15 protein-coding genes are annotated in these 15,892 nt (G+C 63.1%); 9 read left to right on the forward strand and 6 right to left on the reverse strand.

Annotation, left to right across the window (positions count from 1 at the left end):
* The first annotated feature begins 328 nt into the window (after window positions 1-328).
* The 3 genes from AB0876_RS03515 (at window position 329) to AB0876_RS03525 (ending at window position 4,838) form a co-directional block, all read left to right on the forward strand.
* Window positions 329-1,717, forward strand: coding sequence for a hypothetical protein (locus AB0876_RS03515; protein WP_526041210.1), 1,389 nt, complete (start codon window positions 329-331; stop codon window positions 1,715-1,717).
* Window positions 1,718-2,427: 710 nt separating this feature from the next.
* Window positions 2,428-4,017 carry a hypothetical protein gene (locus AB0876_RS03520; protein ID WP_526041211.1) on the forward strand — a complete coding sequence of 530 codons (1,590 nt, stop codon included), beginning with the start codon at window positions 2,428-2,430 and terminating at the stop codon, window positions 4,015-4,017.
* A 248-nt stretch (window positions 4,018-4,265) separates the two neighbouring features.
* Window positions 4,266-4,838: a hypothetical protein gene (locus AB0876_RS03525; RefSeq protein ID WP_526041212.1), complete on the forward strand. Its 573-nt coding sequence runs from the start codon at window positions 4,266-4,268 to the stop codon at window positions 4,836-4,838.
* A 53-nt stretch (window positions 4,839-4,891) separates the two neighbouring features.
* Here the strand turns inward: AB0876_RS03525 and AB0876_RS03530 are convergent, their stop codons facing one another.
* The 3 genes from AB0876_RS03530 to AB0876_RS03540 form a co-directional block, all read right to left on the reverse strand.
* The gene (locus tag AB0876_RS03530; protein ID WP_491839875.1) at window positions 4,892-5,473 is read right to left on the reverse strand and encodes a DUF1707 SHOCT-like domain-containing protein; all 582 of its coding nucleotides are present in this window, start codon (window positions 5,471-5,473) and stop codon (window positions 4,892-4,894) included.
* A gap of 97 nt (window positions 5,474-5,570) precedes the next feature.
* Window positions 5,571-6,332: an SDR family oxidoreductase gene (locus tag AB0876_RS03535; RefSeq protein ID WP_526041213.1), complete on the reverse strand. Its 762-nt coding sequence runs from the start codon at window positions 6,330-6,332 to the stop codon at window positions 5,571-5,573.
* Window positions 6,333-6,388: 56 nt separating this feature from the next.
* Window positions 6,389-8,440 carry a PE-PPE domain-containing protein gene (locus tag AB0876_RS03540; RefSeq protein ID WP_526041214.1) on the reverse strand — a complete coding sequence of 684 codons (2,052 nt, stop codon included), beginning with the start codon at window positions 8,438-8,440 and terminating at the stop codon, window positions 6,389-6,391.
* A 703-nt stretch (window positions 8,441-9,143) separates the two neighbouring features.
* Between AB0876_RS03540 and AB0876_RS03545 the strand changes: the two genes are divergently transcribed.
* The 4 genes from AB0876_RS03545 to AB0876_RS03560 are packed head-to-tail and all read left to right on the forward strand — an operon-like array spanning window position 9,144 to window position 12,070.
* Window positions 9,144-9,434 carry a WXG100 family type VII secretion target gene (locus tag AB0876_RS03545; RefSeq protein ID WP_526041467.1) on the forward strand — a complete coding sequence of 97 codons (291 nt, stop codon included), beginning with the start codon at window positions 9,144-9,146 and terminating at the stop codon, window positions 9,432-9,434.
* A gap of 1 nt (window position 9,435) precedes the next feature.
* Window positions 9,436-9,726 (forward strand): WXG100 family type VII secretion target, encoded by a 291-nt coding sequence (locus AB0876_RS03550; RefSeq protein ID WP_526041215.1) that lies wholly within the window; start codon window positions 9,436-9,438, stop codon window positions 9,724-9,726.
* 15 nt (window positions 9,727-9,741) lie between these two features.
* Window positions 9,742-11,082 carry a WXG100-like domain-containing protein gene (locus AB0876_RS03555; RefSeq protein ID WP_526041216.1) on the forward strand — a complete coding sequence of 447 codons (1,341 nt, stop codon included), beginning with the start codon at window positions 9,742-9,744 and terminating at the stop codon, window positions 11,080-11,082.
* 4 nt (window positions 11,083-11,086) lie between these two features.
* Window positions 11,087-12,070, forward strand: coding sequence for a hypothetical protein (locus AB0876_RS03560; RefSeq protein WP_526041217.1), 984 nt, complete (start codon window positions 11,087-11,089; stop codon window positions 12,068-12,070).
* 160 nt (window positions 12,071-12,230) lie between these two features.
* Here AB0876_RS03560 and AB0876_RS03565 read toward each other — a convergent pair whose 3' ends face one another.
* The 3 genes from AB0876_RS03565 to AB0876_RS03575 form a co-directional block, all read right to left on the reverse strand.
* On the reverse strand, window positions 12,231-12,674 hold the full coding sequence (locus AB0876_RS03565; protein WP_491839872.1) for an ester cyclase: 444 nt from the start codon (window positions 12,672-12,674) through the stop codon (window positions 12,231-12,233).
* Window positions 12,675-12,886: 212 nt separating this feature from the next.
* Window positions 12,887-13,834, reverse strand: a complete 948-nt coding sequence (locus AB0876_RS03570) for an NADP-dependent oxidoreductase (protein WP_526041218.1) — start codon at window positions 13,832-13,834, stop codon at window positions 12,887-12,889.
* A gap of 15 nt (window positions 13,835-13,849) precedes the next feature.
* A complete protein-coding gene (locus AB0876_RS03575; protein ID WP_526041219.1) occupies window positions 13,850-14,662 on the reverse strand; it encodes a nuclear transport factor 2 family protein in 813 nt (270 codons plus the stop codon).
* 142 nt (window positions 14,663-14,804) lie between these two features.
* On the opposite strand from AB0876_RS03575, the gene AB0876_RS03580 reads away from it, so the two are divergent.
* The gene (locus tag AB0876_RS03580; RefSeq protein WP_526041220.1) at window positions 14,805-15,407 is read left to right on the forward strand and encodes a TetR/AcrR family transcriptional regulator; all 603 of its coding nucleotides are present in this window, start codon (window positions 14,805-14,807) and stop codon (window positions 15,405-15,407) included.
* A gap of 9 nt (window positions 15,408-15,416) precedes the next feature.
* Window positions 15,417-15,890 (forward strand): nitroreductase/quinone reductase family protein, encoded by a 474-nt coding sequence (locus AB0876_RS03585; RefSeq protein ID WP_526041221.1) that lies wholly within the window; start codon window positions 15,417-15,419, stop codon window positions 15,888-15,890.
* Window positions 15,891-15,892: the final 2 nt, after the last annotated feature.

Genomic DNA, 15,892 nt, shown 5'->3' on the forward strand with positions numbered 1-15,892 from the left:
CCCGCCCCGCCGGGCTGGCCGACGCTGCCGGTGGCATCGGCATCGATGTGACCTGGTCATACCGCGCGGGCGGGGGCGTGCCGGGCGGACGTCCGTGCCTGGCTTCGGTGAAAATCGGCGATCGGGTAAAAGCAGTTTTGTGTCGCTACATTCGGTCGGCGCTCGGCGGAGTCCTTGCCGGCCGTAGTTAACGGATTTGCCGATGATTTTCCTGTAGTTATCGGTTGCAGGAGTGAATGCGGAGACTTAGCATTCTCAGGAGTTTCTAAGTTGCCGTCGGCGGATTTCCTAGTCGGCCGTATCGTCCTCTAGTTAAGGGGTCCACCGCATGGCTGTACGTCCGCTCGTCACCACTGGTGCCGCACTTCTCAGCGCAGCTGCAGTCGTCGCCGCGACGCCGGCCTTGTTCGTGCCCCGTGACCACATCACGGTCGCTGCGCCGACCGCAGCACTGGAACCGTCGAAGCTGACGCAGGACCAGATCAACCTGCTTGCACTGTCGCTGCAGGGTGCCTGGCAGTCGTTCACCCAGGGGTACGGCGGGATCTACATCCCCGGCCAGGTCCCCGAGATCGATCCGGTCACCGGCGAGATCGTCACCGACGCAGATGGCAATCCGGTGATGGTCGATGCGCCGGGCGACTGCACCGCGGACGGAGCCGTGTGCCAGAAGGGCTTCACCGGTCTGGCGTACTACCTCAGCGACAACATCCTGCCCCTGGGGCCGGTGGACAACATCTTCTTCGAGGGCGGCTTCACCGAGCTGGCGCACGTGGCCATCCGTACCGTGGCCATGGCCATCGACAACGTAGACCCGACCGGCCGGCTGGATCTGACCAAGCGTGTCGACGACTTCTTCGAAGGCGGCGCAACGCAACTCATCGGCAACCTGTTGCTCGACAACCTGCCGCAGGACGGCTATGCCTACGGCCTGACCAACTCGTTCTTCTTCGGATACGGCGACAACACCGGCATCTACGCGGCGTTCACCTATGTCGTGGATGCGATCGCCCAGGGCACCTCGACGCCCACACCGAATCTGATCAATCCGCTGGACTCCGGCCCTTCGTTGCTCTCGACCCAGGACGAGAGCGCCGGTGACACCACTCTGCTGGCCAAGAAGGAGACCGGCACGACCGTCACCAGTCTGCCGGGGCCGGCGTCGCTGCTGAACCTGTCGACGCAGTCGCCGTTCAAGAAGCTGTTCAAGTCGCCCTTCCAGGCCCCCGCCCAAGACGAGGCGAACCTCGTCGACACCCTCGACGTCACCGACCCAGGCGTGGTCAAGGACACCGAGAACCCGGTCGAGGGTGGCAGCGGGGCTGTTCCGTTGGGCAGTGGGATTCCGAAGCTGGACCTTCCGAAGTTCCAGCTCCCCAAGGCTCCGGAATTCAAGGCGCCGGAATTCAAGACGCCCGACCTGACGGTCCCAGAGGTCAAGTCACCCGACGCCACGGTGCCCGAATTCAAGGCGCCGGAACTCAAGCCCGACCTCCCGAAGGTCCACGTGAAGGACAAAGAGGTCGCCGGCGAAGAAGGAAACAACCCCGGCGTTGACACCCGGAACGGTAACAAGGCCACGCCGCCCATCCTGTTCGGCGACGGCAGGCCGAAGGGCGAGTCCAACGGCAGCAAGTTCCTGAAGAAACTGGGCGAGGCCGTCAAGAACGCCACCGACGCCGGCAAGGACAACGGAACCGACGGCGGCGAAAAGTAGTCGTGCGGCCAGAAGCCTTAGTGCGATCTCAGTTGGTTCTCAGGTCCGACGACTGCCGGTGAAGTTCGCTCGGGCCCGTGAGCTGGGCATATTGACTGCCGTGTAAGGCGGAGTGCGTCCGACGTTTGTCGGCGGCGTCCTCAACCCAGAAATGCCGGCGCAATCAATGGCAGCCGTTATTGCTTTTCGTGACGGGAGGCCGCCGGTTTTCGGCGGGGATTTTTGGCACACAGACGGCCGAGGTTCGTGGTGGCCGGGGATGAGCCGTGATGCCGGCTGTGCCCGCACCGGGTGAGGGTGCGTCGGTGCCGGCCTAATGCTCACTGACCTAGGGAGATGACGGGACGGCCGCCGGTTGACCTCGCCGGGCGTGAGAGTGTGCCGGACCGCTACCTCCGGTGTTCACGCCACGGATTCCGTATGCGGTTACCCGCACTTTTGTGCCCGGCGGGTGCATCGGCAACGGTATTCGAAATTAGCTGACCCTGAATCGATCGGGAATGTTGCGTTCGGCGCCGAAATATTTGTCGGCGCCGTCCCGCAAAAGCGGCGCTGCGACCGTGCGTCAGCAGCTCCTGCCTCGCGTCGGGAGACGTTGCGGGAGGTGGTGACGGGAATTACCCTTCTCAAGGACTTTTAAGGTACTACGCAGATGCCGGGACGGATTCTCAGGAATCCGTCCTGCGCTTGAGATAAGGGGCCACACCCACATGGCAGTCCGTCCGCTCGTCACCACTGGTGTGGCCCTGCTCAGCGCCGGTGCGCTGGTGGCCGGGACTCCTGCGCTGTTCGTTCCTCGTGACGAGATCACGGTTGCCGCCTCCACTGCGGAAGCCACGGTCCACCGGACCATGACGGCCGAGCAGATCAACCTGGTGGCGCTTTCGCTGGAAGCGGCCTTGGGATCCTTCGTCGATGGTTACGGCGGTTATTACTACCAGGGCTATGTTCCCGCCCCGACCCCCGGCTACATCCTCAACGAGGACGGGACTCTGCTCCTGGACCCGGATGAGGACACTCCGCCAGATACCGCACTGGTCGGGCCGGATGGAAAGCCTCTTTACAAAGATGCGGCGCACACGATCCCCGCAACCGTCGGCGACATGGGCGACGGCGTTCAGTTCTACAACGCCTTGGGCAACAAGGTCAACGAGAACTTCTATGACCCGGGCAACTGCTCCGCAACCGGCGCGGTCTGCCATGACGGTTTCACCGGTCTGGCCTACTACCTCAGCGACAACATTCTGCCGCTTGATGTTGTCGACAACATCTTCTTCGAGGCGGGCGCCACCGAGTTCGCCTATCTCGGTTCAGTGGTCGCCGCCTCGCTCGTCGATGCATTCGACCCGACGCAACGCCTCCAACTGTCGAAGCGTGTCGATGAGTTCTTCACTGGTGGGGCCACCATGGTCGTCGGCAGCATTCTGAACGACAACCTTCCGGATGGCACTTTCGTACAGAATCTGAGCAACTCGTTCTTCTTCGGGTACGGCGATGCCACGGGCATCACCGCCGCCGTCACGTACATCGTTGACACCGTGCGGGAGCTGATTGCTCCGCCCGAGGAGGAAGCCGCCGACAGCTTCAGCCTCCTGTCCACGCAGAAGGAGACCGCGGCGACAGCGGAAGCTGAATCGGGTTCCGTGACCTCCACGGCTCTGCCGAACCTCAGCAAGCTCCTGAGTCTGCCGACGAACGTCGAGTCGCCGTTCAAGAAGCTGGTGGAGAAGCTCGAGGCGCCCGATGAGTCCAAGCTCGTCAAGACTCTCGACCTCAAGACCGAGGACGCCGCGGTCGACGAGACTGCTGAGGGCAGCACCGAGGCGGCGACGCCCGTTGTCGAGGTCTCGAAGCCAGAGGCTCCGAAGTTCGAGCTGCCGAAGCTCGATCTTGGCCTGAACCTGACGCCCAAGACCACGGTCAAAGAGGCTGCGGAAGTCAAAGAGCCTGCGGCACAAGAGGAGTCCGAGGAAAAGGCGGGCTCTGAGGAGAAGGCCGGCGCTGCGGATTCGGCTGACACCGGTGCCGCCGGCAAGACTCCGAACAAGTTCGTTCCCAAATCGCGCACCACTGAGCGCAAGAAGTCGGCCGGCGAGAAGTTCGTCGAGAACGCCACGAAGAATCTCGAGAAGGCGTTCAAACCCACCACCAAGGCCGGTGCCGACAAGCAGGAGACTGCCAAGGGTGCGTCCGCCAAGGGTGCTTCCGACAGCGATTCCGGAGCCAAGGCCGGCAACACGCATGCCGATGCCAAGAGCGCAAAGGACAACAAGGACAGCAAGGGCCACAAGGACAAGTAACGCCTGAACTGACGCGCAACGGCCCCCTCCAAATCGGAGGGGGCCGTTGCGTTTTCACGTACTTGGATGGTGGCTGTGTACGACCTGTGAATTCTCGTGATCATGTGCGGAACAGCAAATGAACAACGGCGCCAGTACCTATCGCACCTGGTCGCGGTGCCTTAGGTTCGCTGGCGGGCCAGTGGCAATGTCAGCTGCGTGGCCCCAATTTAGCTGCGGCGCAACGCCACTCACGAGAGGTAACAGGCATGGCAAAACATCGGAAGATCTCCGAGCGGTCGGTACGGGGACGGACGTTGGTAGGTGGGATCCTCGCGGGCGGTGCGCTGGCGATGGCTGGTCCGGCCGGGATGGCGCTCGCCGTGCCCACCCACACCGGCAACCCGTCCGCCGACGCTGTCGGGCGTCCCGACCTGGGCAACCCAGCCCCGGGCGTCCGCGTCACGCAGGCCGTGGGCGACCAGGTCTTCAACCAGAAGACGCCTGTCAACAAGGCCCTCGATGACAGCGACCTCGGCAAGGTCTACCACCTGAACTACGGGACCACGAGCACGGGCGTCGTCGACCCCAAGACCGGCAAGGTCGATCCCGGCACCAACGGTGTCGTCAAGGGTGAGCTGAACGTCAACGCCGGGAAGTACTACTACGACGATCTCCAGACCCGCGGTCTCGCGCTGCCTGACGAGAAGGACCTGCCGGGCGTGCTGCCGAAGTTGGCCAGCGGAAACACCTCGACCGCCAAGTCAGCCTCCAAGACGTCATCGAACTGCACCGCGGCGGCCGGTAAGACCTCCGTCAGTGCGCAGGCAGCCAGCTGCTGACGCTTCTTCGGATAGCGCGACGGGCGGGCCTTCGGGCCCGCCCGTTTTGTCTTTCAATCAACCTGGTTACGGCGCTTCTTGCGCTTCACGCTCACGCTGCCCCACAGGGAGAACCCGCGGATGTGTACGCGCGGCGCCCCGGATGTGCCGGCCCCGTCGACGCCGTGATCGAAGTTCCCCATCACGCCCACACCATCGACATCCACATTCACCTCGGGTGGCACCAGGATGGTCTGCCCGCCGAAGATCGAATAGGTGCGGACGTCGACGTCGGGTGCGGTGAAGTCGGCGTAGCGCAGGTCGACCACTCCGCCGCCGAAGAGGGCGAACGTCGTCAGCTTCTTGGGAACGTTCCATCGGCCGCGGCGCTCGAACCCGCTCATGATCGCCAGCAGCAGCGTCGAGGGAGCGGGGCGACACTGGCTGGCCGAACAGTTCACCGCACCCGGAAGGTCGCGGCTGAGCCGGGCCAGATCGTCGTAGGTCTCCGCCGCGTAGGCCTTTGCTAGCCGGTCCTCGTATTCATTCATCGGCAGCCGGCCCGCGGCGGCAGCATCGGTGAGCAGCTGCGCCACCTGGATGCGGTCGGTGTCGGCAGCCCGCATCGACCTGTCCTGCGGCGCTGAAGTGCTCATCGCTGTCGAGCCTACGACTATCGCTGTCACATGCAAGACCAGTAGCCAAACTGTGTCGCCGAGGGCGCGGAAGTGACGGCTGTGCGACGCCGGTGATCTATCGGTCGCTACCCAGGTAGTCCTGGAACGAAACGCCGTTGACTGCATTTTCCGGTGTCAGATTGGCCCCGGACCTGTAACCGGCGACGATCCTCCCGGGCATGGTGAGTCTGGCCACCCGACGGAGGCTGTTGTGTGCTGACAGATACATCTGTCCCAATTCTGGGTGGCTGTGGACGCTGGGGCCGCCGATGTCGGACACCCGCCCCGCGGGCTCGGAATCGATCAGCGCGACCAATCGGGCGGCCACATCCCGGGTGTCGATCGGCTGGAATCGGACATCGCGCAACGTCCACAAAACGGGCGAAAATCGCTGCGCCGAGAACGTCTTTTCGATTAGCTCGTGGAACTGCGTCGCGCGCAGGATCGTGTGCCCGACACCGGACGTCTCGAGCGCCTGCTCGACCCGGAGCTTGGTTTTGTAATAAGGAAGCGGAATGTCCTCGATCCCGACGATCGAGATGTAGACGAGATGCCCGACGCCCTTGCGTCGTACGGCCTCGATCAGATTCCGGGCCGCCCGGACGTCCTTACTGCCGGTGGGTTGCGTAGCGCAATGGACGACGACGTCCACGCCGTCGAGTGCGGCATCCAACCCGCCGGGGGAGAGCAGGTCGGCCTGGTGCCAATGCACACCCGTGTAGCCGATCCGTTCCCGACGGCTCAGTGCGCGAACCTGATGACCGGCGTCGATGGCCTCGGGCACCACATGGTGACCCAGACTGCCGGTCGCCCCGGTGACGAGCACAGTGCGTGGCATGTGGGCCACGCTACCGACGCGTCACCGGGGCTGTCAGCGATTACGGCGGGCGGGTCTTACGCCGCGGCGTGCTTCGGGGCCTTCTTGGCCTGCTTCTTCGACTCCTTGACCTTCGCCTTGGCGTCGTCGGCCGTCTTGTCGAGCTTCTTCGCGGTGTCCCTGCCGGCCTTGTCCACCTTTTCGGCGGTGTCCTCGGCGGCTTGACGCACCTTGGCGACGGTTTCCTTCACCGACTTCTTGAGCGGATTGTTCGCGTCGGTGGCGTGGCGGGACTTGGCCTTGGTCTTGGCCGACTCGGAGAGTTTCGTGACGCTCTTGGAGACCGCGGTGTCCTTCGACGAATCCTGATCCAGACCAAGGTCGTTGAGTGCGTCCTTGAGGGGCGTCGGCTTGGTGCCGGTGTCCGTGTCGGTCGCTTCGACGCTGAGCGTCTTCAACTGCGCGCCCGCCGAGGGGAGCGCGTTGACGGACTGGGTGCCCGCCTTTTTGTTGGCCGTGGAGCCGTTGACCTTCAGCATGTTGTCGATGGCGGTTTCCATCTGAGCATTCATGTCATCGAGGGCATGGGTGACCGGGGCCAGGCCCTTCTCGACGGCATCGAACATGGGGTCGGCGCCCTTCTGCACGGCCTCCAATGCGTCAGAAAGGGCCTTCGCGACCGCCACCGATGCGGCATTCTTGACGATCGGCTCCAAGTTCGCGCCCGGCAGTTTCGCGACCCAGGCGTCCGGGTTCAGGGCGTTGGCCTGGATGCCGTCGATCAACGCGTCGAACACAATCTGGTTGGCCGCCAGCTGTTGCGTCGGAGTGAGCGGGGAGTGCCAGAAGTATGCCTGCTCACCGGCTTCGTTGAACGAGCGTTCCAGGGTGTTGGGGTCGACGTCCTGGTAACCCATGTTCACCAGCTTGCGCAGTGCGGGCTCGATGCTGTCGGTGAACGGAGTCGGGATGTCAACACCCGGAACGAGGTTGAGCAGATGCGGCGCCATCCGGAACGGCTCGAGAAGCGGGAGATTGCCCGAGTCATACGTGATGTAGGTGGCGTTGCCGGGGAAGGCGAGGAGCTTGATGCCAAGGCCGTCCAGCAGCTTGCCGAGGCCTGGAATCAGTGAAGTGCCCTGGCCGCCGGTCGGGTCGACCATCACCTTGATGCCATCACCGATGCCGGTGATCAGCTTCGGCAGCACATGGTTGCCGATGTTGTTGCCCTCGTCGGGCAGTAGGTACGTGAGGAACACCCCGGCGGCGGCGGAGTTGGCCCAGGCCAGCGGGCTCAGTGTGGTGGGCACATCCGACAGCGGGTTGTAGGCCCACGTGATGTCGAGGATGGAGGTGTTGAGGACCTTGGTCTTGTCGGCGTTGGTGTAACTGCCGGCGTCGGGCGTGGTGAGGTCCACTCCGAACAGATTGGTGAGAGGTGTTGCCAGCGCGAACAATCCGCCGCCGGGCCGGCTGACGTTGTTGACGAAGATCAGCCACTGGCCGGTGACACCGATTTTCCAGTCGTCGCTGTCCGACGTGACCGCGTTGATCATGTCCCGGTAGGCCAACGATGTGGTGAGCCCGCCCAGGCTCTCAGACAGAATGATGTCGCGCCGCTGATTCAGGATGGGTGCGTTGCCGACGAGCCAGTCGACGATCTTGTCGATGATGGATCCGTCGCGGACGCCGAGCAGTTGAGCCAGGGCGTCGGTGGTGTAGGTCAGCCCATTGACCGCATCGTAGACATCGCTGGGCATCGGGCCCTTGACGCCGGCCTCGATCGGCGACACGGCGTCGATGAAGTTCAGCAGCCCGATGACGGTGTCGGCCAGCGCTGTGTTCCCGGTCAGTCCGCCGGCGGCCTTGATTACGTTCTCCGGCGTGATTCCGAGGGCTTGCGCGGTCCAGAAGATCGGGCCGACGCCGTAGATCCCGACGATATCGGGGACCTGGCCTACGCCGGCCGTCAACTCGACATCCGTTTGCACACTGCGGTTGTGGGCCGCGAGCGCCTCCGGGGCGGACGATGCCACACCTGCGGTCAGCGCTGCCGTGGTCGCCACGACGGCGGCCGCGGTGGCGGCGGCTTTGGCCGTGTGCAGACGGAGAGGAGTGGGCTGTGACATCAAAGCGCGCCGCCTTCGATATGTGATCTGGCCTACAGGATCCGGTCACTGTAGCAACACATAATTCCGAAGTCATAAATTTGCGGAGATAGCGATCTTGGGTGTGCTTGGTCAAGCCCTCCCGTTACGGAGCCCGTGTCTATCGCAGGGCATGGCGTATATGACAGAGTGTTTCGTGCCGGCCACGAGTGGTGGCGCGGCGCTTGCGCGATCCGGCGTCGCTCGGACCGATCTGGTTGCGGGCGCCGCGTTTACATGGTCGATTACGACTCTGGGCCGGGTCATAGCTAGTTGTAAGGGGCGCCGCTCCCCATATCGGGGCCCACCCGTGTCAGTAGGTCTGTGTCTAGTTGAACGGCGTTGAGCGGCGCAATGTGAGTTTGCGGAGAGTGTGGCCGCCACCCGATCGGTCACCGTCCGAATCGAAAAGCGACTCGTCGCCCAAAGTTAGCCGCGCCCGTGAGGTGTGGCGAGCCGCCGTCTCAACGGAGTGGGCCGCTTTGGGTAATCTTGCTGCCAGCGGAGCGCCACAATTGCTGCGGCCGACCTATTCAGCATTGCTTTACCGTTGTCGGGTTAACTGACTACTGTTGAATCTCGACACGAGTGAAGCAAGTTTGCCTTTCGGTCGGACTGAAGTTTGGTCAACGAGGCAAGAAAGTACGTTGTGGTTTTTTTGGGGGGAATGGTGGCTGACTTGCGCGTGAGCAGAGAGGCGCTGACCGATACTGCAGAGTCGGTGGAAGATGCAGCGCAGTCGCTGCAGTCCGAGTTCGACCGGATCAGCGGGTTGGTCGACGAAGTAGTCGGCGCGAGCTGGACCGGTCAGGCCGCTGACGGCATCGGGGCGGACTGGGCGCGTTGGTGCGACGGGTTCGCTGACGTGATGGCAGGGCTGCGCCGTGAGGGCCAGGCATTGCGGATAGCGGCGGCGCGGTATTCATCTACCGATGCCACTGGCGCCACTGCGCTATCCCAAGCGATGAGACTTTGAGATGGCGTTTAGCGTTGATCTCCCGGCCCTAGTGGATCTGATGGGCCAGATGGAGCGGTTCGACCAGAAAGTTGCTTCTGTCTGCGAGAACACCAACGAATCCGTGACTGCGCTGCATGTTTCATGGGAAGGCGAAGCGGCTGGTCAGCATCTGCAGGCGCACGACTTGTGGGAGCAGGGCACCCAACAGATGACGGCGGCATTGCGTCAGCTGCGTTCCGATGTTGCTGCCGCGCACCGCAATTACGACCGTGCGTTCGAGGCCGGTCGTGCAATGTGGGATGGAATGTAGGGGCCAGGGTCTGCGATGGGCTATGGGGTAGATCCGCGCGCCTACGGCAAGTCTGGCGAGTCGATGGCTGCACTCGCTGTGGCGGTGCTCAACAACGATGGGCTCGACGAGGCGTTGTCAGGGCAAGCAGGTATGGCGGGTTCCGATGACGCTGCGGAGGCGTTCGCAGACGGATACGACAAGGCGGTGCCGCAGGCGCTGACTGCCATGCACAACATCGCCAATTCATGCGATAGCGCGGCCGGGTTGTTGTGGGCAACGGGAGACAACTACGCCCAGGCTGATGCCGATTCGACACCGGGCGGAGGTCATAAAGACTATCCGTTTATCGAGCCTGCCGGTGGTCAGCAGCCACTGCCCCCGTGTTACGCATCAGTCCTGGGCGGTTCCGGCGATGACGGTCCGGGCGGGATCGCCGGGCAGATCTGGCGGCTGGTCGAGAAGTACGTCGGACACATGTGGCCTAATGGCCATCAGGATCGGCTGCGTAGTGTCGCCGATGTGTGGGCCGCTGCGTCAACGCAGTTAGGGTCGCACGACAATGACGTCTCGGCCGTGGTCGGCCTGATAGGTCAGCAGGAGTCTCCTGAGGTTCCGGTTGCCACGGCGCGGATCAAAGCGATCGGGTCTGACCTTGACGCATTGGCCGGCGCGTGCGCGGATATCGGCCGGTCCTGCAACGAGTACGCCCAACACATCGATGATGCCCACTCGGAGTTGATCACTCAGCTTGAGGAGTTCGCCCTTGAAGCCGTGGCATGGGAGGTCGGTGGGCTCCTTCTGACCGAGGTCGGTGGGGAACTCTGGGCCAACGCCGCATTGGTTGGTCGGCTCGCCGAATTAGGCGGGCGACTGAAAACCGTCATCGAGGGGTTCATAGCGCTGGTTCGCACGGTGGGTGCCCGCCTGAGCGGGTTGCTGGCAAAGCTCGCGGAAATTCTAGCCCGCGTGGGCGCTAAGATTATCCCTGGAACATCGCGGGTCGGGCACCAAGAAATCGAAAACACACTGCGTAACTTCTTGAAAGACGTGGTTGACGATTACGATAATGGGAAACTTCCTCCATCGATTGGTCAGCAGAAACAGTTGAGCAAGAACTTCTCTCGATGGGAAAACAATGTCAAAGGTAATGTGATCGATAAGAGGATGAAGGAGGTCATCGAAGATGATCCTTTCTTGCGGGACCATTTGAGTGTGACGCCACGGTTTGAGAAAGGCCCGGATATTATCGTGAATAGTCCTGGGCCGGGTGCGCCAGCGTGGTATGACGTGACCACGTCCCGCATGGCGGATAAGCATTTGCAGGACTATGCCAACTGGGGTGTGGGAAAGATTTTAGAGTGGGATCGGATCTAGAACTGTGGCAGGACGAGCTGAACTTCGGGAGCGTTGGACACCGCAGCGGGCAGCCGATGCGAAAGAGGCGCTGGAAAATTGGAAGAAGCCGAAACGACTTGAGCAGGTTGCTTTCGGTCAACATGAAGGGCGCTGGGACCTTAGAGGTTTATCCATTCACACCAACGTGGGTGGAGTGAGTGCTCAACACGTGGCTGCGGGTGGTGTGACTCGGGACTACACCATGGTTACCCTGGAGAAACCGCCAGAGTTTCACAACGTAAAGTGGCAGTCGATCGATTTCAGCTACGCAGAGATCGATCACCTTCGCTTGTTCTTGTCGGAAGTGCGCGATTGTCTGTTCGTTGGCGGCGCATTTCGCGACTGGCGAAGCTGGGGTGTCCAATACGCTAACTGCGATTTTTCCCAAACAAACTTGCAAAATTCGAACATCGGCGGCGCCCAATATAAAGGGAGGGAAGTTGAATACCTCAACTGCCGTTGGCGAAAAGGGAATCTTAAGTCAACGAGTCTGTCCAATGGTCGATTTCGCGACTGCCGCTTCGAAGACATTCGGCTCGCGGATCAGTTAATTCAGAACGCATCGTTTATTAGATGCTCTTTTTCCGGTCGACTGCCCGATGTCACCTTTGATGGCCGTGACCTGGAGACAGAGAGACCCTGGGGCGTCCGGTCAGATTCGCTTGTCGACTGCGATTACAGCGAGTGTGATCTTGAAGACGCAGCGTTTCTAGGTATCGATATGCGGTCCATTCGCCTGCCACCAGGCCAAGGCCAACGTATTGCGCGATACCCACTCGTCGCCCGTAGTGCCTACGAGTGGGCCAATACCGCCAACCTCTCGTCAGACGAAACCCGTTGGCTGCACATGTACTGGCAAGGCCATGTCACACAGCTACCTGATGACGCCGAAGGGTGGATCAATCTCAAAGGGTTCAGCAAGGAGGCACAAGACCTTATCGAGGCATCTATGACAGCGGCCCCCTAAGGCCCAGGCGTGCCGCTAAATACCGTGACCTCGCCCGCACCCTGTTCGAGCCGACATAGGTCGGACGGGCTCGTCGGTTGGAAGCGGAAAAGCGCCGCCGGACGTTGAGGGGTGCGGGTCCAGGGCCGCGGCCGGCCCTGGACCCTTCTCTGCACACAGCTCAGGCGGGCGCCTTTTGTTGCGCCCCTGCGGGGATCAGGCCGAGCTGCTGCAGCATGCCGAGGGTGTCCCAGGTGACCCAATTCTCGGCGATCTTGCCGTCTTCGATCCGCGTCGTATCGGTCAGGTTGATCCGGGCGTGCTTGCCGGTGGCCGGCTGCCCCATGAGCTCACCGGTGTTATCGCCCTGCGCCTCGATCATCGTGCAGACGTAGTCGCCCTCGGCCACCTGCATCTTGATGTCGAATCTCATGTTGGAGAACGACTTCCGATACATCTCGATGAGGCTTCTCATGTGCTCGGGGCCGCGCTGATCCCCGAACGGATCCTGGGTGTCGTGGTAGGCGGCACCTGGAGCGACGAGGTCGTCCAGCTCGCTGAGGTCGCCGGAGGCGAATACCTCCCATACGCGTCGGGAAATCGCCTTGTTCTGATCATCGGCCATGATTCCGGCCTTTCAGGGGGTCACCGCACGGCAGATAACGTCCGCACAGAAAACGGTAGAACTGTGGCCGCAGATCCGACAGGCACGCCGCAGGGTGTGCTGCCACTGGCAATTACCGGCCGCCCCGTCTACACGGGCTGACCTGCGCCGTCCCCGATGCCGCCACTGCGGGATGGCATCGCTTCCGGTCGGTGCGGTTTTCGTCGACCGGGTCAGTTCTCGGCCTCGACAGTGAGCACGATCTTGCCGGTGGTGCGGCCATCGCCGATCACCTTCAGCGCCTGTGCCGCTTCGGATAACGGGTACTGCGCGCCGACATGTACCCGTAGCCGTCCGCCCGCCACGAGTTCGGCGATGGATTGCAGGCCGGCAGCGTCGGGTTCGACGAGGTAGTCGTAGGCGTGGACGTTCAACTCGCGCGCCCGGTCGAACAGGCCGGGAGTCCAGGCGGCTTGAGCGCTGACCAGAACTCCGCCCGGGCGGAGGCACTGCAAGGCGTCACGGCCGGCCGCGCCGCCGAACATCTGGATCACGACGTCCACGTCGTTGACGATTTCGTGGACTGCAGCCGTGGTGTAATCCACCACTTCGTCGGCGCCCAGACTGCGGATGAAGTCGTGTTTGGCGGTGCGGGCGGTGCCGATCACATACGCGCCGTGTGCCTTGGCGATCTGCATCGCGAGGTGACCCACGCCGCCCGCGGCGGCGGAGATCAGCACGCGCCGGCCAGGAGCCAGTCGGGCCACGTCGATGAGCATCTGCCAGGCGGTGAGCCCCGCCAGGGGCAGTGCCGCAGCTTCGGCGAAGCTCAGTCCGGTTGGCATGGGCGCGAAGTGGCGGGACGGCGCGGCGACGAACTCGGCGTAGCAGCCCGCCTGCCGGGGAAACCACGGCATGCCGAAGACGCGGTCACCGACGTGGAATCGGGTGACGCCGTAACCCACCTCTTCGACCACGCCGGCTACGTCCCAGCCGTGAATGAAGGGCAGGTCCAGTACCCGGTTGTAGGCCAAGCCCCCGCTTGTGTAGTAGTCCACCGGGTTGACTCCCGCAGCGTGGACCCGGACCTTCACCTCGGTGGGCGCCGGGCGAGGCTCCGGCACTTCAACGAGGCGCACGGAGTCGGGGCCGTCCCATTCGTGCTGGATGATGGCGCGCATGAATGTCTCCTCGGTTCAGCGACGGGGTGACGGAACGGCGGGCACCACCGCCCCGGTATCGAACACGACAGTGGTTTCGGCACTTCGGGTTCCGCGTAACCGGAACCGGTCGACGCCCGGCCAGCGCCGGAGCTCGCCGCCGATCGTCCCGCGGCCTTCCCACGCGAGCATGAGAAGGCCGTCGCGGTGGGCAAAGTCGACCACCGACAACGTCAGATCGGGGATCAGTTGCACGGCGGCGCCCAGTCGGTCGGCGTACGCGTCACGGCCACGGAGTGGTTCGGTGGCGCCCGGCCAGTGCAGGGCCACGTCGTCGGTGATCAGATCGTGAACCCCACTGGCGTCGCCGGGGGCCGCCCAGAACCGGGCCCAACCCGCGACGAACGTCTCGCTCTCTGACTCAGCGGCAGGAACGCCGGCTTGCCGGTGCAGGATCCGGGTATCGAAATAGCCGGTATCACTGGCCAGTTGGCCGTCGCGGAACGTGCAGACGAAGGTGACCGGAACATCGATGCGGCTACCCGCCGCGGTGGGTAGACCCAGAAGGTCATCGCCGACCGTCCCGGTCATCCTGCCCCACACCACCGCGGTGTCCTCGGCGAAAGCCGCGCCGTCGAACTGGCCCTGATAGTCAGGGATCGACCGGAACACTGCCTCGTAGAACGTCCTGAGCTGGTCGTGGCCCGAAACCGGCTGGGTGATACCGGAATCCCGGTAGCTGCCGTCGGGTGCGTACGCGGCGATGATCGCGTCCACATCATGTCGATTCTTGGCCTCGGCGTAGGTACGCAAGGAATCCCGCAGTACGTCGATCTGATCGGTGTTCATCGAATCGTCCTCTCACTGGTGGGTCTGCTGCTCAAGCCCGCACGGGCCTCGTCGTGCTGGCGGACGCTGTGGAACTTGCATACCTCGAGTACTAACATACGTGGAGTATGTACCTCAAGTATGGATCGTGTAGATTGGCGGTATGCCCGGACCGCGCACCCAGGCCGAACGCACACGCGCAACCGTCGACCAGATCCTGGTGGTGGCGCGCGAGCGGTTTGCCGCCGATGGTTACGACAACACGTTCGTCGATAACGTCGCCGAACGTGCCGGCATGACCAAAGGTGCGCTCTACCACCATTTCGAGGGCAAGCGCGGGCTCTTTGCCGCGGTGTTCGAGAATGAGCAGCGCGCGATCGGTGAAGCGGTCAACCACGCGGCCAGGGGTGCCAAAGGTAGCTGGCAGCGATTCCTCCGCGGCTGCCGCGGGTTCTTCGATGCGGTACTCGACCCCGGCGTTCAACGCATCACATTGATCGACGCGCCCGCGGTTCTCGGCTGGGAATCCATGCGGGACCTCGAAGATGAACACGTCACGTCGCTGCTGCGGCTGGGGCTGAGCCAGGTGATCGCCGACGGTCACCTGCCCAAGCAGCGTGTGGAACCCCTCGCGCATCTCCTGCACGGGGCGATGTGCGAGGCGGCGATGACCGTCGCCCGCTCCGCGGACCCCGCGCGAGAAAGCCGGGATTCGATTGCCGCACTTGAGAGATTGCTCAACGGCATCGCCGCACACGACAAGTGACCCGCAGACATGACTGAGAGTTCTGCTCCGCCGGCCTATCTGAGGCTGCTGGTCAAGGCTGTCACTCCACTGGTCAAAGCGGTGCTGCGGAGCCCGGCGCACGGCTGTCTGAGCGACACGATGATGATCCTCACCGTGACGGGTCGTCGGACCGGCCGAAGCTACGAGATCCCGGTCAGCTACGTCGCTGACGGCGCCGTCCTCACGTGCATCACGGGGATCGAAAACGCCTGGTGGAAGAACCTACGCGGTGGTGCCGATGTTGCGGTGTTGTTGCAGGGGAGCCGCTTTCGCGGATACGCCGAGGCGTCGACCGGCGCGGCCAACCTTGCGGTAATCGAGAGTTTCCTGGTGGCCAGGCCGCGCGATGCGCGATTTCACCGCGTGCGGCGGAGCGTGCACGGGGAGTTCGACGCCGATGACCTCGCGCGAGCGGCGCAAACGCGCGTGGTCATCCGCGTCCAACTCTGGCCGGAGTGCTGAAT

This window comes from Mycobacterium sp. NPDC049093 (assembly GCF_040704635.1).
In the GTDB taxonomy this organism is placed as follows: Bacteria; Actinomycetota; Actinomycetes; order Mycobacteriales; family Mycobacteriaceae; genus Mycobacterium.